The sequence below is a fragment of the Stutzerimonas stutzeri KOS6 genome (assembly GCF_000307775.2).
GTDB lineage: Bacteria > Pseudomonadota > Gammaproteobacteria > Pseudomonadales > Pseudomonadaceae > Stutzerimonas > Stutzerimonas stutzeri_B.
On sequence record NZ_KK020676.1, the window covers coordinates 262342 to 279943 of the forward strand.

At 62.9% G+C, this 17602-nt stretch carries 14 protein-coding genes and 2 tRNA genes; 2 read left to right on the forward strand and 14 right to left on the reverse strand.

From position 1 onward, the window contains the following. Positions 1 to 10: 10 nt before the first annotated feature. From alr to rnr, 9 genes are all read right to left on the reverse strand, one after another. A complete protein-coding gene (alr, locus tag B597_RS29765; protein ID WP_003295393.1) occupies positions 11 to 1087 on the reverse strand; it encodes an alanine racemase in 1077 nt (358 codons plus the stop codon). Between the two features lie 207 nt (positions 1088 to 1294). Continuing rightward, positions 1295 to 2689, reverse strand: coding sequence for a replicative DNA helicase (gene dnaB, locus B597_RS29770; protein ID WP_003295394.1), 1395 nt, complete (start codon positions 2687 to 2689; stop codon positions 1295 to 1297). A 101-nt stretch (positions 2690 to 2790) separates the two neighbouring features. Next, positions 2791 to 3237 carry a 50S ribosomal protein L9 gene (gene rplI, locus B597_RS29775; protein ID WP_003295396.1) on the reverse strand — a complete coding sequence of 149 codons (447 nt, stop codon included), beginning with the start codon at positions 3235 to 3237 and terminating at the stop codon, positions 2791 to 2793. Between the two features lie 21 nt (positions 3238 to 3258). Then, positions 3259 to 4152 (reverse strand): hypothetical protein, encoded by an 894-nt coding sequence (locus tag B597_RS29780; RefSeq protein WP_024161783.1) that lies wholly within the window; start codon positions 4150 to 4152, stop codon positions 3259 to 3261. 34 nt (positions 4153 to 4186) lie between these two features. Then, entirely contained in the window at positions 4187 to 4417 is a 231-nt protein-coding gene (gene rpsR, locus B597_RS29785) for a 30S ribosomal protein S18 (RefSeq protein WP_003283112.1), read from the reverse strand. A 28-nt stretch (positions 4418 to 4445) separates the two neighbouring features. Further along, on the reverse strand, positions 4446 to 4865 hold the full coding sequence (gene rpsF, locus B597_RS29790; protein WP_003295399.1) for a 30S ribosomal protein S6: 420 nt from the start codon (positions 4863 to 4865) through the stop codon (positions 4446 to 4448). Positions 4866 to 5044: 179 nt separating this feature from the next. After that, a complete protein-coding gene (locus B597_RS29795; protein ID WP_003295401.1) occupies positions 5045 to 7186 on the reverse strand; it encodes a PAS domain-containing protein in 2142 nt (713 codons plus the stop codon). A gap of 174 nt (positions 7187 to 7360) precedes the next feature. Beyond that, positions 7361 to 8113 (reverse strand): 23S rRNA (guanosine(2251)-2'-O)-methyltransferase RlmB, encoded by a 753-nt coding sequence (gene rlmB / locus B597_RS29800; protein WP_024161784.1) that lies wholly within the window; start codon positions 8111 to 8113, stop codon positions 7361 to 7363. Beyond that, entirely contained in the window at positions 8110 to 10605 is a 2496-nt protein-coding gene (rnr, locus tag B597_RS29805) for a ribonuclease R (RefSeq protein ID WP_024161785.1), read from the reverse strand. Before rnr ends, rlmB begins: the two co-directional genes overlap by 4 nt. A gap of 204 nt (positions 10606 to 10809) precedes the next feature. Between rnr and B597_RS29810 the strand changes: the two genes are divergently transcribed. After that, positions 10810 to 10896: transfer RNA gene (locus B597_RS29810), tRNA-Leu, on the forward strand. Positions 10897 to 11013: 117 nt separating this feature from the next. After that, a tRNA-Leu gene (locus tag B597_RS29815) sits at positions 11014 to 11100 on the forward strand. A 204-nt stretch (positions 11101 to 11304) separates the two neighbouring features. Here the strand turns inward: B597_RS29815 and B597_RS29820 are convergent. The 5 genes from B597_RS29820 to hflX all read right to left on the reverse strand — a co-directional run bounded on the left by B597_RS29820 (position 11305) and on the right by hflX (position 17596). Continuing rightward, positions 11305 to 12600 carry an adenylosuccinate synthase gene (locus B597_RS29820; RefSeq protein WP_003295405.1) on the reverse strand — a complete coding sequence of 432 codons (1296 nt, stop codon included), beginning with the start codon at positions 12598 to 12600 and terminating at the stop codon, positions 11305 to 11307. A gap of 87 nt (positions 12601 to 12687) precedes the next feature. Further along, positions 12688 to 13875 carry an ATP phosphoribosyltransferase regulatory subunit gene (locus tag B597_RS29825; RefSeq protein WP_003295407.1) on the reverse strand — a complete coding sequence of 396 codons (1188 nt, stop codon included), beginning with the start codon at positions 13873 to 13875 and terminating at the stop codon, positions 12688 to 12690. Positions 13876 to 14157: 282 nt separating this feature from the next. Beyond that, on the reverse strand, positions 14158 to 15024 hold the full coding sequence (hflC, locus tag B597_RS29830) for a protease modulator HflC (RefSeq protein WP_003295409.1): 867 nt from the start codon (positions 15022 to 15024) through the stop codon (positions 14158 to 14160). Then, the gene (gene hflK / locus B597_RS29835) at positions 15024 to 16196 is read right to left on the reverse strand and encodes an FtsH protease activity modulator HflK (protein ID WP_003295410.1); all 1173 of its coding nucleotides are present in this window, start codon (positions 16194 to 16196) and stop codon (positions 15024 to 15026) included. Before hflK ends, hflC begins: the two co-directional genes overlap by 1 nt. Before the next feature lie 98 nt (positions 16197 to 16294). After that, positions 16295 to 17596, reverse strand: a complete 1302-nt coding sequence (gene hflX / locus B597_RS29840; RefSeq protein WP_003295412.1) for a ribosome rescue GTPase HflX — start codon at positions 17594 to 17596, stop codon at positions 16295 to 16297. Positions 17597 to 17602 lie beyond the last annotated feature (6 nt).

Sequence of the window (17602 nt, forward strand, 5' to 3'; positions counted from 1 at the left end):
ACGCTCCGGGTCAGCCGATATAGCGCCGGGGGACCCTGCCGGTCACCTTGGTCAGCAACTCGTAGCCGATGGTGCCGCAGGCTTGGGCGAGTTCGTCGACCGGCATCTGCACGCCCCACAGCTCCACCGCGTCGCCGAGCTGTGCCTGGGGCAAGTCCGTCAGATCCACCGCGAGCATGTCCATCGAGACCCGGCCGGCAAGCGGCACCCGCTGCCCGCGGATGACTACCGAAGTGCCGGAGGGCGCGGTTCTTGGATAGCCGTCGGCATATCCGCAACTGACGGTGCCGATCCGCGACGGCCGCTGCGCCAGCCAACCGGCGCCGTAGCCGACGCTTTCACCGGCCGGCACCTCACGAACGGCGATCAGGGCGCCGGTCAGCGTCATCGCCGGCTTGAGCCCCAGCTCCCTGGCGCTCAACTCGGCAAAGGGCGTGGCCCCGTACAGCATGATGCCGGGACGGATCCAGGCCATGTGCGCCTGGGGCAACGTCAGTACCGCGGCGGAGTTGGCCAGCGAACAGTTATCGAATTGCAGCGACAGCAGTTCGGCATAGCGCTCCAGCTGAATTTCGGTCAGTGGATGGCCGCGCTCGTCGGCGCAGGCAAAGTGGCTGATCAGGTTCAGCTCGCCGACCTGGACTGCGCCCTTGAGCCGCGCATGACATTCGCGCAGACCGTCCATGCTGAAGCCCAGCCGGTGCATGCCCGAGTCCAGCTTGAGCCAGACATTCAGCGGCCGTGACAGCTCGGCGCCCAGCAGCCATTCGGCCTGACGCTGATCCTGAATGGCGATGTCCAGCCCCAGTTCCGCCGCGCGCACGTATTCGGCCGGCTCGAAACAGCCTTCAAGCAGCAGGATCCGAGCCTCGGGCGCGCTGGCGCGGATGTCTTCGGCCTCCTCCAGGCACGCCACGGCAAAACCGTCGGCGATGTCGCGCAGGGCGGTCACCGCTTGCCGCGCACCATGCCCGTAGGCATTGGCCTTGACCACGGCGAAAGCCTGGCGCTGCGGTGCGCACTGCTTGGCGAGCAGGTAGTTGTGGCGAAGTGCGGTCAGATCGACCGTAGCAACCAGCGGACGCATGGATTGGTTCCTGTACAGCGGAGGGAAAGCGGAAATCTTACTCCTGCCGGGGTATTCGCGCAGAGGCTTGGCGCTTGAGAGGATTCGGAAAGCAACTCAGCCCTTTTCGGCGCTGATAACGCAGCGGCGAGCTGCAACCCGCCTGGCTCCGCTTTTTTCGTCGAGCCCTCCAGCCTCCAGCGCCTTCAGCGACCGCTCTTCCTGCGCTTACTCGTCATCGAACTGATAACTGCCCGGCGCCAGATTCTCGAAGCGCGAGTACTTGCCCAGGAAGGCCAGGCGCGTGGTACCGATCGGGCCGTTCCGCTGCTTGCCGATGATGATTTCGGCGACGCCCTTGTACTCGGTTTCCGGGTGATAGACCTCGTCGCGGTAGACGAACATGATGATGTCCGCGTCCTGCTCGATCGCCCCGGATTCACGCAAGTCGGAGTTCACCGGGCGCTTGTTGGGGCGCTGTTCCAGCGAGCGGTTGAGCTGCGACAGGGCGATCACCGGACAGTTGAATTCTTTCGCCAGGCCCTTGAGCGAGCGCGAAATCTCGGAGATCTCGTTGACGCGGCTGTCGCCGCTGGAGCCCGGAATCTGCATCAGCTGCAGGTAGTCGACCATGATCATGGCGATTTCGCCATGTTCGCGAGCCAGACGCCGGGTCCGCGCGCGCATCTCGGAGGGGCTGATACCGGCCGTATCGTCGATGAACAGCTTGCGATCGTTGAGCAGGTTGACCGCCGAGGTCAGCCGCGGCCAGTCGTCATCGTCGAGCTTACCGGCACGTACCTTGGTCTGGTCGATGCGTCCGAGCGAGGCGAGCATACGAATGACGATGGAGTCGGCTGGCATCTCCAGGGAGAACACCAGCACCGCCTTGTCGGTACGCAACACGGCATTCTCGACGAGGTTCATGGCAAAGGTGGTCTTACCCATCGATGGACGCCCAGCGACGATGATCAGGTCAGCCGGCTGCAAGCCGCTGGTGGCTTCGTCCAGATCGGTGAAACCGGTGGATAGGCCGGTGATCGCCTCGCCGGCATTGAACAGGGTGTCGATACGGTCGATAGCCTTGACCAGGATGTCGTTGATGCCGATCGGCCCGCCGGTCTTGGGCCGCGCCTCGGCGATCCGGAAGATCAGCCGCTCGGCTTCGTCAAGGATCTCCTCGCCGGTTCGGCCCTGCGGGGCGTAGGCGCTATCGGCGATCTCGTTGCTGATGCCGATCAGCTGCCGCAGCGTGGCACGCTCGCGAATGATCTGCGCATAGGCCTTGATGTTCGCCACCGACGGCGTGTTCTTCGCCAGTTCGCCGAGATAGGCCAGCCCGCCGACCTGCGGCAGGTGACCTTCCTTGTCCAACTGCTCGGACAGGGTCACCACGTCGAACGGTGAGTTGCGCTCGGCCAGGGTGAAGATGGCGCGAAAGATGAGGCGATGGTCATGGCGATAGAAGTCGCCATCGGATACCTGGTCGAGCACACGCTCCCAGGCATTGTTGTCCAGCATCAGACCGCCGAGTACCGCCTGCTCAGCCTCGATGGAGTGTGGCGGCACCTTGAGCGCGGCGGTTTCCAGATCGTACTGCTGGGGGACACTGATGTCGTTCATGGCACTCGGAATTCGAAACGGAAAAAACAAAGGGCACGCTCCACTCGCGTGGAAGCGTGCCCGATGTTACGCGTCAGGCACCAACGGTGCCAGACGATGGCTTAGCCGGCTACGACGATCAGCTTGACGGTCGCTTCGACGTCGGAGTGCAGGTGCACGGCCACGTCGTATTCGCCGGTCTGGCGGATGGTGCCGTTCGGCAGACGAACTTCGCTCTTCGCCACTTCGACGCCAGAGGCGGTCAGTGCATCAGCGATGTCGTGAGTACCGATGGAACCGAACAGCTTGCCCTCATCGCCCGCGGTGGCGGTGATGGTGACTTCCAGTTCGGCCAGCTGAGCAGCACGAGTTTCGGCAGAAGCCTTCTTCTCGGCAGCGGCTTTTTCCAGCTCGGCGCGGCGGGCTTCGAACTCGGCGATGTTGGCCGGGGTCGCAGCAGTAGCCTTGCCTTGCGGCAGCAGGTAGTTACGGCCGTAACCGGCCTTGACGTTTACCTTGTCGCCCAGGTTGCCCAGGTTGGCGATCTTTTCCAGCAGGATGACTTCCATTTGAGTCTTACCTCTTAACTTTTAACCTTCACCGTTCGCAGGCCCCGCACCGTTCTTACCGGCTGCGCGACCGCGAAAATCAAACAGACTGTCGACAATGGCCAAAACGGCCAGTAGCGGATAAATCAACTGCATGAACAGCACCAGCGTGACGTAAAGCCCCACCAGCCAGAACCGTGGCAAGCGCCCCTGAGCCACCAGCCCGTGCATCAGCGCGATGCCGGCAAACACCAGCGGCACGCTGCACAACGGGGCCAATACGGCCAGTTGTGCGCCCAGATTCGGCCCCAGCAGCATGCCCACCAACAGCAGCATCGCCAGCGGCGCTGGAAACCGCAGCGCTCGAAACTCGCTGCCGAAACCGCCCGGGTTGTACAACAGCGCCTGCCAGTAGCGGCCCAGCATCAGGCTCAACAGGGTGACGATCTGCAGCAAAGCAGCCAGAAGGCCGGTCAGCACCGGTACCAGCAACGACTCCAACCGGCCGCGCTCATCCACCGAAAGCTGCTGATAGGCACCCGACAATGCGTCAGGCAGCACTTTCTGCAACTCGCTGGCCAGCGCCGTGATCGGCTCGCCGAATACCGCACCGAGCGCCCAGACATACAGCAGCCCCAGGCCCACGCTGCACAACATCACCCGCACCCACGACGCCTGACTGCGTAACAGCAGAGCCAGCCCCAGCGAGCCCAGCAATACCAGCAGGGTTCGCGGATCGCCGAAGTACCACCAGGCCAGTGCCGGCAATATCGCCCAGACCAGCACCCCCAGCGCATCGTTGAGGCCGCGGCGCAACAACACCAGGCTGCCCGCAGCTGCACTCAGCCAGAACAACATGGGCAACGCTGCAGCACCTGCCACCACGAAGATGGCCTGCATACGGCCGCGCATGATGAACTCAGCCAGGGCGCGCATGCGATCTATCCTTTACTTCTGTCGACCAGCCGGATCAACGGCCGTGGCTGTCGGTGTAGGGCAGCAGGGCCAGGTAGCGGGCGCGCTTGATAGCGGTAGCCAGCTGACGCTGATAACGTGCCTTGGTTCCGGTGATACGGCTAGGAACGATCTTGCCGGTCTCGGAGATGTAGGCCTTCAGGGTGTTGAGATCCTTGTAATCGATCTCTTTCACGCCTTCGGCGGTGAAACGGCAGAACTTACGACGACGGAAAAAACGTGCCATGAAATAGGCTCCTCAATAGATCCGTGGATTACTCGTCAGCGTTGTTATCGCTGCCGTCACTGTCGCTCTCGCTGGAGCCATCAGTGCTTTCAGGGCGATCACGACGCTCGCGGCGCTCGCTACGGTTTTCCTCGGCCTTGAGCATTTCGGACTGTTCGGTCTCGGCTTCGTCGCGACGAATGATCAGGTTGCGGATGACAGCGTCGTTGTAGCGGAAGTTGTCTTCCAGCTCGGCCAGTGCCTTGCCGCTGCACTCGACGTTCAGCATCACGTAGTGAGCCTTGTGAACGTTGTTGATGGCATAAGCCAGCTGACGACGGCCCCAGTCTTCCAGGCGGTGGATCTTGCCGCCGTCTTCTTCGATCAGCTTGGTGTAACGCTCCACCATGCCGCCGACCTGCTCGCTCTGGTCCGGGTGAACCAGAAAGATGATTTCGTAATGACGCATAACTGCTCCTTACGGGTTGCAGCCTGCCGCCGATGCGGTCAGGCAAGGAGTGAATGACTTGTTGTCCCGCCTGCAGGAAGGCGCGCAAGCGCCTGCCACCCAGGCAAGGGGCGCCATTCTAGAGAAGGGCCGACAGCGGCGCAAGGCAAACTGGTGAATATTTAACCAGCACCGGGCGTTCAGCGTCTTGCTGCCTCGCGCTCGGCGCGAATGGCGTCGAGAAGGTCGCGCACCTGATGGATATCGTAGGGTTTGATCATGGTCCGCAACCGGCTCACCCCGACGTCGGAGGCGCTAACCGCGTATCCCGAGGCGATCACCAGCGAAAGCACCGGATGGCGGGCTGCGGCCTGCCGGACAAGGTCGATGCCGCTCATCCCGGCCAACCCCACATCGGTAAGCAGCACGTCGAAAGACTGCCGCTCGAGCGCCTCCAGTGCCTCTTCTGCCGTCTCGTGGACCTCGACCTGATGACCGAGCTCCATCATCACCTCGCCGGTCAGCATGCGCAGCGTCGGATCATCCTCGACGAAGAGGATCCTCAATCCCATGTCCGCGGCGGGCGAGGCATCGCCCGCAACCTGCGACTGTTCTGCCAACGGCACCTCGGCCGCGACAGCATCCTGACTCTCATCCGCACAGCGCGGGAGGTGCACGCGCACCGCCGCGCCACCAGCCTCATCGCTGTCCAGCGTGACGAAGCCGCCACTCTGCTTGACGAACCCATAGACCATGCTCAGGCCCAGCCCCGACGCCCTACTGTCCTGCTTGGTGGTAAAGAAGGGCTCGAATGCGCGAGCACGAACCTCGTCGCTCATGCCGCCACCCTGGTCGATGACGCTGAGCGACACGAAATCGCCATGCTGCTCGGCCCCAGCTCCGCCCCTCAGCGAGCGATTCTCCAGGCGCAGTATCAGCCGCCCCCTGCCCGCCATCGCATCACGCGCATTGGCCGCCAGATTCAGCACCACGCTCTGCAGATTGCCGACATCGACGAATACCGGCCACGGACGACCCAGCACCTCCAGCTCGACCTGCACGGCCGACCCCAGGGCACCATTGAGCAACTCATGCATCTGTTCGAGAAGATCCGGCAGATGAACCTGTCGCGGCAGCAACGGCTGACGACTGGCGAAGGCCAGCAGCTGGGAGGCCAGGCGGGCACCTTTCTCGACGCCACTGACCGCCGCATCCAGCCGTCTGACTGCGGTCTCATCGCTGCCAACATTGCGCCGCAACAGCTGCAGATTGCCACCTATGATCTGCAGCATGTTATTGAAGTCATGGGCAATACCGCCGGTCAGCTTGCCCACCGCCTCAAGCCGCTGAGCCTGCTGCAAGGCCCGCTCGGCGGCTTGCCGTTCGACCTCGCTCTGGCGGAGCGCCAGGGTTCGCTCGCGCACCAGCTCCTCCAACTGCTCGCGATAACGGCGCAACTCCACCTCGTTGCGCTGCTGCTCGGTTACATCCTGCCCCTGAACGAAGATGCCGATCACCCGACCATCGTTTTCCATGATCGGCTGTAGAACGAAGTCCAGGATCGCCTCTTCCGCAGCCCTGTCCGGATGCCGCCTGAGAAACAGAGAAACGCGTTTGCCGACGTAGGGCCGGCCAGTCTCATAGACCTCGTCGAGCAGCCCGAGAAGAGCCTGCCCCTCGACCTCGGGCAAACCTTCACGCACCGTCTTGCCCAGCAACTGACGATGCCCGGTGACCCGCCGATACGCGTCGTTGACCAATTCGTAGACATGCTCCGGCCCACGTAGAAAACAGACGAAACCAGGCGCCTGGGCGAACAGTCGGCGCAACTGCTCGCCCTCGGACTGCAGCAGGCGCGCCCGAGACATCACGCCCTGCTCGAGCTGCTCCACCGGCTGCCCAGTGCCGGCCGCCTCACTTCGCGAGCCCTTCATCACCTGCAGCTCGGTGATGTCCGAGGTGTGCTGGAGTATCGCGACGACATCTCCCCGCTCGTCCAGGATCGGCGTATGCGTGGCACTCCAGTAACGATCCTCGTAAACCGGCCCGTGCGGGGTATGCCTCGCAATCGAATAACGGATCACCGGCAGCGTATCGACGGCCTTGCGGCTAAGCACGCGCGCGAACGAGTCGAGCAACTCCTGCACGTGCGTCGCTTCGGGGGACAGCGGATCAGCCGCAAAGGCCTCGTGCAGGCGCTTGCCCTGGATGTCCGCCAGCGCCCGGCCGGTGAGCGCCAGGTAAGCCTCGTTGGCATCCACGATGCGCAGCTCGCGATCGAGCAGGACGTAAGCGTTCGGGGACAGCCTGAACAGGCTTTCGAAAGACGGGCGCTGCTGCATACAACCTCCATGGTACGAGCCTGACGCCGCGTAACGAACCCAGCAAGGCTCCGGCAGCTCCCGGAGCCCTCAAGCAGTGAATCGAACAGCCGCTATCCGGCGGATTGGGCCTAGGACAGCGATTGACCACGGAAAGACCGATGGGTTTCAGAGCAATGTCGGCGCAGCCCGATATCAGCTCAGCCGGCCACTCTTGCGCTGGCGCAGCGCCTCGAACAGGCAGACGCCGGTGGCGACGGAAACGTTCAGGCTGCTCACGCTTCCCGCCATCGGCAAACGCACCAGATAGTCGCAATGCTCCCGGGTCAGCCTGCGCATACCCTTGCCTTCGGCACCCATGACCAGAACGATGGGCCCGCTGAGATCCTGGTCGTACAGGGGTTGCTCAGCCTCGCCGGCTGTTCCTACGATCCACAAACCCTTCTGCTGCAGCTTTTCCAACGTCCGCGCAAGATTGGTTACCGCCACCAGGGGAATGACTTCGGCCGCCCCACAGGCGACCTTGCGCACCGTGGCATTGAGCGTTGCAGACTTGTCCTTGGGCACGATCACCGCCAACGCACCGGCAGCATCGGCGGTGCGCAGGCACGCACCGAGATTATGCGGATCGGTCACGCCATCCAGCACCAGCAACAGCGGCGGACCATCGGCCCGGTCGAGCAACTCCTCCAGCATCGCCTCCCCCCAGACCTGGCTGGGACTGACTTCGGCGACTACGCCCTGATGCACGCCCTCGACCCAGGCGTCCATCTCCCGGCGCTCGCACTGCCCGACACTGACACGCGCCTGCGCAGCCAGTTCGAGCAGTACCTGGGCACGAGGATCACCACGCCCCTCGGCCAGCCAGACCTGCTTGACGCGCTTGGGGTGATGGCGCAGCAACGCTTCCACGGCATGCAGGCCATAGATCTTTTCCAGCTGACTCATGACTTGGCCTTGCGTTTTCTGGGAGCGCCGCCGCTCGACTTGTCAGCCGGCCGGGAGCTCGACTTGGGCTTGGCCGAACCCGAGCGGGACTTGCCCGCAGCCGGCTTGTCGCCTTTGCCTTTGCGGCCGGTCTTGGCCTCCTCCATCAGCGCCTTCTTCAGCTCGCGACTCTTGCGCACATCGGCATTGCCTGGCTCGCGACCGCGCCCCTCGCCGTCACGCTGGGCCGGCGTGGACTTGCTACCGCCACTGATCAGCTCGAAATCGATCTTGCGCTCATCCAGATCGACACGCATGACCCGAACCTCGACGCTGTCGCCAAGACGGAAACTGCGCCCACTGCGCTCACCGGACAGTCGGTGATGCAACGGATCGAAGTGGTAGTAGTCGCCCGGCATTGCCGTGACGTGCACCAGCCCCTCGACGTAGATATCGGTCAGTTCGACGAACAGGCCGAAACCCGTCACGGCAGTAATCACACCGGGGAAGCTCTCTCCGACGCGATCCTTCATGAACTCGCATTTGAGCCAGTTGGTGACGTCGCGGGTCGCCTCGTCGGCGCGTCGCTCGGTCATCGAGCACTGCTCGCCCAACTGCTCCAGTGCGGCTTCGTCGTAGGGATAGATTCGCGCCTTGGGCATGCTGGTGGCGCCTTCCCGACGCACATGCGGCGTGTCGCGGCGAGAGCGGATGACACTGCGAATAGCGCGATGCACCAGCAGGTCCGGGTAACGCCGGATCGGCGAGGTGAAGTGCGCGTAAGCCTCGTAGTTCAGGCCGAAGTGCCCGTGGTTCTCGGCACTGTAGACCGCCTGACTCAACGAACGCAGCATGACCGTCTGGATGACGTGGAAGTCCGGACGCCCCTGGATCTTCTCCAGCAGCGCCTGGTAATCCTTGGGCGACGGCCCTTCCTTGCCCTTGTGCAACGACAGCCCCAGCTCGCCGAGGAATGCGCGCAGCTTTTCCTGGCGCTCCAGCGGCGGAGCGTCATGTACGCGATAGAGCGCCGGAATCTCGTGCTTCTGCAGGAACGCCGCGGTGGCGACGTTGGCGCAGAGCATGCACTCCTCGATCAGCTTGTGCGCATCGTTGCGCTCGGTGGGCTTGATCTCGGCGATCTTGCGATCGGAACCGAACACGATGCGCGTTTCCTGCGTCTCGAAGTCGATCGCGCCGCGGGTGTGGCGCGCCTTGAGCAGCACCTTGTACAACGAATAGAGCTGCTTGAGGTGCGGCAGGACTTCCGCATATTCGCCGCTCAGCCGCTTGCCTTCGGCGGACCTGGGCTGCTCGAGCATGGCGCTGACCTTGTTGTAGGTCAGTCGTGCATGGGAATGGATCACCGCCTCGTAGAACTGGTAGTCGGTCATCTTTCCCGACTTGCTCAGCGTGATCTCGCAGACCATGGCCAGACGATCGACATGGGGGTTCAGCGAGCAGAGTCCGTTGGACAGCTCCTCGGGCAGCATCGGCACCACGCGCTCGGGGAAGTACACCGAATTGCCGCGGACCACCGCTTCCTTGTCGAGCGCCGAGTCGACCTTGACATAGTGCGACACGTCGGCGATGGCCACATACAGGCGGAAGCCGCCCGTCAACAGCTTCCAGCCCCCCGGCTTCTCGCAATAGACCGCATCGTCGAAGTCGCGCGCGTCCTCGCCATCGATGGTCACGAACGGCAGGTGGCGCAGATCGACGCGCTTGTGCTTGTCCTTTTCCTCCACCTCGGGCTTGAGCCGCGCTGCTTCCTTGAGCACCGCTTCTGGCCAGACATGCGGGATATCGAAGCTGCGCAGGGCGACGTCGATCTCCATGCCCGGCGCCATGTAGTTGCCGATCACCTCGACAATGTCACCCTGCGGCTGGAAACGCTGGGTCGGCCAGTGGGTGATCTTCACCTCGACGAACTGGCCGGGCTTGGCGTTCAGCGCACGCCCCGGCGTGACCAGCACTTCCTGCTGGATTTTCGGATTGTCGGGGATGACGAAACCGACATCGCTCTCGATGTGATAGCGCCCGACGATGCTTTCATGGGCGCGGCTGATCACTTCGACGATCGCGCCTTCGCGACGCCCACGCCGATCGAGGCCAGCCACCCGCGCCAGACAGCGATCGCCATCGAAGACCAGGCGCATTTGCGCAGGACTGAGGAACAGATCGTCGCTGCCGTCGTCGGGAATCAGGAATCCAAAACCGTCACGATGGCCACTGACGCGACCGCAGACCAGGTCCAGCTTGTCCACCGGGGCATAGGTGCCGCGCCGGGTGTAGATCAGCTGGCCATCACGCTCCATCGCCCGCAGGCGGCGACGCAACGCTTCGATATCCTCTTCGGACACGAGCCCGAACTCTTCAACCAGTTCTTCGCGGGCGGCTGGCGAGCCGCGCTCACCGAGGTGCTGGAGAATCAGCTCGCGGCTGGGAATGGGGTTTTCGTACTTTTCCGCTTCACGAGCGGCCTCGGGATCGAGGGATTGCCAATCGGCCATTAAGAGATGTCACCTTTCATTCATTTATAGGGACAGAACGCCCTTTTTCTATTGAAGCGCGAATCGCTCCCGGACGGCAGCTTTCACGTAAATTATTTTTCGTCATCAGGGGTTTACAAGGCCAGACCTCAGCCGTATAGTTCGCGCCCACAATGTCTGGTAGACGTTGTAACACGGAAACGAGGAAGTATCATCGTTTCTAGTGCCCAGGTGGCGGAATTGGTAGACGCACTAGGTTCAGGTCCTAGCGGTGGCAACACCGTGGAAGTTCGAGTCTTCTCCTGGGCACCACTTATTCACATGAAGTCCGCCGAACATGGCGAGCCTCAGGTAAAACGAAGAATGCCAACTTCGGCCGGATAGATTCGGCAAAACGGCAAAAAAGTCGATGAGCGATCATCGCAATGTGCCCAGGTGGCGGAATTGGTAGACGCACTAGGTTCAGGTCCTAGCGGTGGCAACACCGTGGAAGTTCGAGTCTTCTCCTGGGCACCACTCTTCAAGAAAAAACCGAGCCTCTGGCTCGGTTTTTTTTGCCCGCAAATTGTGTAGCAGGCCACAAGGCAACGTGCAGGATGGGCTTCAGCCCACCCGCGGCGGCCAGCGCGGGCCGAGGCCCACCCTACACCCCTAGAAGCACCGCACTCCAGACAGCAAAAGACCGCCCGAAGGCGGTCTCCATGCAGACGGCAGCCTACATCAGGCGTACGGATGACGCAGCACGATGGTCTCGTTGCGGTCCGGACCGGTGGAAATGATATCCACCGGCGCCTCGACCAACTCCTCGAGGCGCTTGATATAGGCGCGGGCATTGGCCGGCAGCTCGTCGAGACTCCTGGCACCGACAGTCGATTCGCTCCAGCCCGGCATATCTTCATACACCGGCTGCAGGCCTTCGTAGCTGTCGGCATCGGTCGGCGCATCGACCAGCACATCACCGTTGCGATCCTTGTAGCCGACACAGATGCGGATGGTCTCGAGACCGTCGAGCACATCAAGCTTGGTCAGGCAGATACCGGAAATGCTGTTGATCTCGATGGCGCGACGCAGAATGACGGCATCGAACCAGCCGCAGCGGCGTGCGCGACCAGTGGTCGAGCCGAATTCGTGACCGCGCTCGGCCAGACGGGCACCGACCTCGTCGAACAACTCGGTCGGGAATGGCCCGGAACCCACGCGCGTGGTGTAGGCCTTGGTGATACCGAGAATGTAATCCAGATACAGCGGACCAAAACCCGAACCAGTGGCAGTGCCACCAGCGGTGGTGCTGGAACTGGTCACGTACGGATAGGTGCCATGGTCGATGTCGAGCAGCGAACCCTGCGCGCCCTCGAACATGATGCAGGCGCCCTGCTTGCGCAGCTCGTGCAACCGGGCCGTGACGTCGGTGATCAGCGGCTTGAGGATTTCCGCGTAACCGAGCGCCTCATCGAGGGTCTTCTGGAAATCAACCGGCTCGACCTTGTAGAAGTTCTGCAGCACGAAGTTGTGATACTCCAGCAGCTCGCGCAGCTTGACCGCGAAACGCTCCGGATTGAACAGATCGCCGATGCGCAGACCACGACGCGCAACCTTGTCTTCGTAGGCCGGACCGATACCGCGCCCGGTCGTGCCGATCTTGCCTTCCGAACGCGAAGCCTCGCGCGCCTGGTCCAGCGCCACGTGATACGGCAGGATCAGCGTGCAGGATGGGCTGATGCGCAGGCGCTCGCGTACCGGCACACCCTTCTCTTCCAGCTTGGTGATTTCACGCAGCAGCGCATCGGGCGCGACGACCACACCATTGCCGATCAGGCACTGCACGTTGTCGCGCAGAATACCGGACGGAATCAGGTGCAACACGGTCTTCTCACCGTCGATGACCAGGGTATGACCGGCATTGTGGCCGCCCTGGTAACGCACGACCGCAGCCGCCTGATCGGTCAGCAGATCGACGATCTTGCCCTTGCCCTCATCACCCCACTGGGTGCCCAGGACCACGACATTCTTACCCATAACCCTTTGTCCTCTTCGGCGAAGCATACCGGCCGCAACCGGCGATAAACGAAACCAGGTCGACGCCGCAGCACGGCGTCATAGCCCTCAGAGCGTCAGCGACGATACCGTCCAGACACCATTACTCAACTGCAACTGCCGATCACAACCAAGAGACCCCGCATCGCCAGGCGACTGCCCGTCGAGCGCCTGCACCACGCGCTCGCCATCGCGACGCAGCTGCCGAACCGCATCCCACAGCCCGGGCTCGTCGCCGTGCGGCGCCCAGATACCCGAAAGGGGCGTTGTCAGATCGGCGTTACCCAGGCTCACCAGCGTCTTGAGATCGGTGGAAAATCCCGTCGCCGGCCGCGCGCGACCAAAATCGGCACCGATGTCGTCATAGCGCCCGCCCTGGGCGATGGACTGACCAACGCCCGGTACGAACACGGCGAACACCACTCCAGTATGGTAGTGATAGCCACGCAGTTCGCCCAAGTCGAAGTACAGCGGGACAGCCGGGTAACGCGCCGCGAGCCGATCGGCGATGGTCGTCAACGCTTCCAGGGCGGCCTGCACCTCAGCCGGCGCCCCCTCCAACGCGGCGCGCGCCTCGTCGAGCGCTTCGCGCCCGCCACAAAGCCTTGCCAGCGCACGCAGCATGCCGGCCAGCGCAGGGTCGAGCGCAGCCGTCAGCTCGGCAATCTCATCCATTGCCTTGCGCTGCAGCGCATCGAACAGGCGCTGCTCGGCCTCGCCACTCAGACCAGCCGCCCTGGCCAGGCCGCGATAGATACCGACATGCCCGAGATCCATATGCACATCAGGCACATCGGCCAGCTCGAGCATTTCCAGCATCAGACTGACGACTTCGACATCGCTCGAGACAGAACCATCACCGTACAGCTCCGCCCCGAGCTGGATCGGACTGCGCGACGTGGAGAGCGCCTGCGGCTTGGCATGCAGGACGCTGCCGGCATAACACAGGCGGCTCGGTCCCTCACGGCGCAAGGTGTGAGCGTCGACACGCGCGACCTGGGGCGTGATGTCGGCGCGTAGCCCCATCTGCCGCCCGGAAAGCGGATCGATCACTTTGAACGTACGCAGATCCAGATCCTGACCGGAACCGGTAAGCAGCGACTCGAGAAACTCCACGTGCGGCGTGATCACCAGCTCATAGCCCCAGCGCTGGAACAGATCCAGGACGCGGCGCCGTGCGGTTTCGATACGCGCCGCCTCAGGCGGCAGCACCTCTTCGATGCCATCTGGCAGAAGCCAGCGGTCTACCGTTGCCATTCGCGAAATCACCTCTAGTTCCGGTAAGCCCAGACGAAAACCGCGGCAACAGCCTCAGCTGGCCCGCGGTCGCGCGCAGTTGTATTCGAACCATGGCATCCGAGCCATGCCCCCGGAGGGGATCGGCATGACCACTGCATGCCTGGGATAGCCTGCAACCTCGAGGGCGCAGACGCAAAAAAGCCGGGATTTCCCCGGCTGGCGGATCATAGCAATCTTTTCCCTACCGGTCACCCGGCGGCAGTCTGCCGCCGGAGAAACCCTTCGCTCTGCCATGAAGCGCTACTTGCTTTTCTCCAGATAACGGAAGAACTCGCTCTTCGGATCGAGCACCAGCACATCTTCCTTGCTGGAGAAGCTTTCGCGGTAAGCCTGGAGGCTACGATGGAAAGCGTAGAACTCCTGATCCTGCCCGTAGGCCGCTGCATAGATGGCCGCAGCCTGCGCATCACCGTCACCACGCAGCTCCTCGGCCTCGCGGAAGGCCTCGGCCAGCAGGACACGCCGCTGGCGATCGGCGTCGGCACGGATACCTTCGGCAAGCTCCTTGCCCTTGGCACGATGCTCGCGCGCCTCACGCTCACGCTCCGAGCTCATCCGCTCGAAGACGCTGCGGTTCACCTCGCGTGGCAGGTCGATGCCCTTGACGCGAACGTCGACGACCTCGATGCCCAGCTCCTGTTGAGCCGCGCGGTTCAGGCTGGTGGTGACCTGAGCCATCAGCTCGTCACGCTGCCCGGACACCGACTCATGCAGCGTGCGCTTGCCGAACTGGTCACGCAATGCCGCCTCGAGACGACGCGCCAGGCGCTCGTCGGCGATCTGCTTCATACCCGAAGTCGCGGTATAGAAACGCTCGGCATCGTCCACACGCCACTTGGCATAGGAGTCGACCATCAGCGCTTTCTTTTCCAGGGTCAGGAACCGCGACGTCGTCGTATCCAGCGTCAGCAGGCGCGCGTCGAACTTGCGCACCGAGTTGACGTAGGGGATCTTCATATGCAGGCCCGGCTTCACGTCAGGCTCGACGATGCGGCCAAAGCGCAGCAGCACGGCGCGCTCGGTCTGAGAAACGATGTAGAAGCTGTTCCACAGCCCGATTGCCAGCAACACAACCACGATCAGGGCCGTCAGGGATTTATTGCTCATCAGCGGCTCTCCCTTGTGCGAACTTCACGCGGATCCAGTTCCGGAGGCAGGCGGGTGCCTTGGGTCGCTGCACCCGAGGCAACCCCGGCCGGAGCCGGCGTGCTCGCACCACGACTGTTGATCATCTTGTCCAGCGGCAGATAGAGCAGGTTCTGCCCACTGTCGCCACTCACCATGACTTTGCTGGTATTGCTCATGACTTCCTGCATGGTTTCCAGATACAGGCGCTCGCGCGTGACTTCCGGAGCCTTGCGGTACTCGGCGACCAGCTTGCTGAAGCGATCCGCCTCACCCTGGGCGCGCGAGATCACCGCATCGCGATAACCGCTGGCTTCCTCCAGCATCCGCTGAGCCTGACCGCGGGCTTCGGGAATCACGCCATTGGCGTAGGATTCGGCCTGGTTCTTCTCGCGCTGCTCGTCTTCGCGTGCCCGGATCACGTCATCGAACGCTTCCTGCACCTCGCGCGGCGCGGCCGCACTCTGCAGGTTGACCTGGGTGACGACGATGCCGGTACCGTAGTTGTCGAGGAACCGTTGCAGGCGATCCTTGACCTCGCCAGCCATGACTTCACGACCCTCGGTCAGCACCTGGTCCATGGCGGTCGAGCCCACCACGTGGCGCACGGCGCTGTCAGTGGCGTGCTGCAGGCTCACTTCAGGCTGGTCGACATTGAGCACGAACGATTGCAGGTTGCTGATCTTGTACTGAACGGTCAGCGGCACCTCGATGATGTTCTCGTCCTCGGTGAGCATCTGCCCCTGCTTGCTGTAAGAGCGCTCGCGGGTGACGTTTTCCTGGAACTTGCGATCGATCGGCGGGAAATAGATGTTCAAACCCGGACCAACCGTCTCGTGATACTTGCCGAAGCGCAGCACGACGGCCTGCTCCTGCTCATCGACGATATAGATGGCATTGAAAAGCCATACCGCGAGCAACACGACCAGCGCGATCCAGACCAGGCCGAAGCCGCCGCGCTTGCCGCTGCCGCCAAAACTGCCGCCGCCACGCTTCTTGCCGCCGAACATGCCGTTCAGGCTGTCCTGCAGCTTGCGGAAAGCCTCATCGAGATCCGGCGGGCCCTTCTGGTCGCCGCCGCCACGACGGCCACCGCCACCACTGCCCCAGGGATCCTGGTTATTCGAGTTGCCACCCGGCTCATTCCAAGCCATAGCGCTCTCCATTCAAATAAAGCTAAAGGCGCGCCCACGGCGCGCCGGCTAATGCTACAGAAAGCCCCGAACGACCGGCAAAAATGCCGATAGAGGCTTTATTGCAAAGTGTGTTGCTCGATGAACTCGTTCACTTGCAGACCTTCTCGACTGATCAGGCGATTCAACTCGATGCGCGGCAGACGAACCGCCAGCACACTCCCGCCCTGCTCATCATGGGTTTCGCGCTGAACTGCCCCCAGCTCGAAGAACTGCGCGCGCAGCCGCCCCAGCTTCTGCGGCAGACAGAGCGTGCCGACGAACAGGTCGTTGCCGAGCAACTCGGCAACCGCCTGGCGCACCAGATCCAGCCCCAATCCGTCCCGTGCAGACACCCACACCCGTTGCGGCCGACCATCGGCATCACGCTGAATCTGCGGCTCGATGCCCTCCATGAGGTCGACCTTGTTGTAGACCTCGAGCATCGGCAATTCGTTGGCGCCGATCTCTGCAAGTACGGCCAGCACCTGCTCGATCTGCTGATCGCGCTCCGGTTCGTGCGCATCGATGACGTGCAGGAGCAGATCGGCGTTGCTCGACTCCTCCAGCGTCGCCCGGAAGGACTCCACCAGCTTGTGCGGCAAATGGCGAATGAAACCTACCGTATCGGCCAGGATGACCGGACCGACATCGTCCAGTTCCAGCCGGCGCAGGGTGGGATCGAGCGTGGCGAACAGCTGGTTCGCCGCGTACACGTCGGACTCCGTCAGCGCGTTGAAAAGCGTGGACTTGCCGGCGTTGGTGTAGCCCACCAGCGAAACCGAGGGAATGTCGGCGCGACGACGTCCCCGGCGCGCCTGCTCACGCTGCCCGCGAACCTTTTCCAGGCGCTGCTTGATCTGCCGGATACGCACGCGCAACAGACGCCGGTCGGTCTCCAGCTGGGTTTCACCCGGACCGCGCAGGCCGATACCGCCCTTCTGCCGCTCCAGGTGCGTCCAGCCTCGCACCAGACGCGTACTCATGTGTTCGAGTTGCGCCAGTTCGACCTGCAGCTTGCCTTCATGGGTACGGGCGCGCTGGGCGAAGATATCCAGGATCAGGCCGGTACGATCCAGCACACGGCACTCGAGCACCCGCTCGAGGTTGCGCTCCTGACTGGGCGTCAGCGTGTGATTGAAGATCACCAGCTCGACCTCGCCTTCCTTGACGAGGTCACGCAGCTCCTCGACCTTGCCGCTACCGATCAGGAACTTGGCGGAAGGCTGATGCCGAGCGACATTGACGAAACCCACCGTCTCGGCGCCCGCCGAGCGTGCCAGCTCCTGGAACTCCTGAGGGTCCTCGCGCGCCGCGGGATCCTGGCCGTCCAGGTGCACCAGGATAGCCCGCTCACCACCACCGGGACGTTCGAAGAACAAAGAAAC

Bases quoted from the DNA above. Each gene is read 5' to 3' on its own strand.
- alr (WP_003295393.1), bottom strand. From the start codon at position 1,087: ATGCGTCCGCTGGTTGCTACGGTCGATCTGACCGCACTTCGCCACAAC.
- dnaB (WP_003295394.1), bottom strand. From the start codon at position 2,689: ATGAACGACATCAGTGTCCCCCAGCAGTACGATCTGGAAACCGCCGCG.
- rplI (WP_003295396.1), bottom strand. From the start codon at position 3,237: ATGGAAGTCATCCTGCTGGAAAAGATCGCCAACCTGGGCAACCTGGGC.
- B597_RS29780 (WP_024161783.1), bottom strand. From the start codon at position 4,152: ATGCGCGCCCTGGCTGAGTTCATCATGCGCGGCCGTATGCAGGCCATC.
- rpsR (WP_003283112.1), bottom strand. From the start codon at position 4,417: ATGGCACGTTTTTTCCGTCGTCGTAAGTTCTGCCGTTTCACCGCCGAA.
- rpsF (WP_003295399.1), bottom strand. From the start codon at position 4,865: ATGCGTCATTACGAAATCATCTTTCTGGTTCACCCGGACCAGAGCGAG.
- B597_RS29795 (WP_003295401.1), bottom strand. From the start codon at position 7,186: ATGCAGCAGCGCCCGTCTTTCGAAAGCCTGTTCAGGCTGTCCCCGAAC.
- rlmB (WP_024161784.1), bottom strand. From the start codon at position 8,113: ATGAGTCAGCTGGAAAAGATCTATGGCCTGCATGCCGTGGAAGCGTTG.
- rnr (WP_024161785.1), bottom strand. From the start codon at position 10,605: ATGGCCGATTGGCAATCCCTCGATCCCGAGGCCGCTCGTGAAGCGGAA.
- B597_RS29820 (WP_003295405.1), bottom strand. From the start codon at position 12,600: ATGGGTAAGAATGTCGTGGTCCTGGGCACCCAGTGGGGTGATGAGGGC.
- B597_RS29825 (WP_003295407.1), bottom strand. From the start codon at position 13,875: ATGGCAACGGTAGACCGCTGGCTTCTGCCAGATGGCATCGAAGAGGTG.
- hflC (WP_003295409.1), bottom strand. From the start codon at position 15,024: ATGAGCAATAAATCCCTGACGGCCCTGATCGTGGTTGTGTTGCTGGCA.
- hflK (WP_003295410.1), bottom strand. From the start codon at position 16,196: ATGGCTTGGAATGAGCCGGGTGGCAACTCGAATAACCAGGATCCCTGG.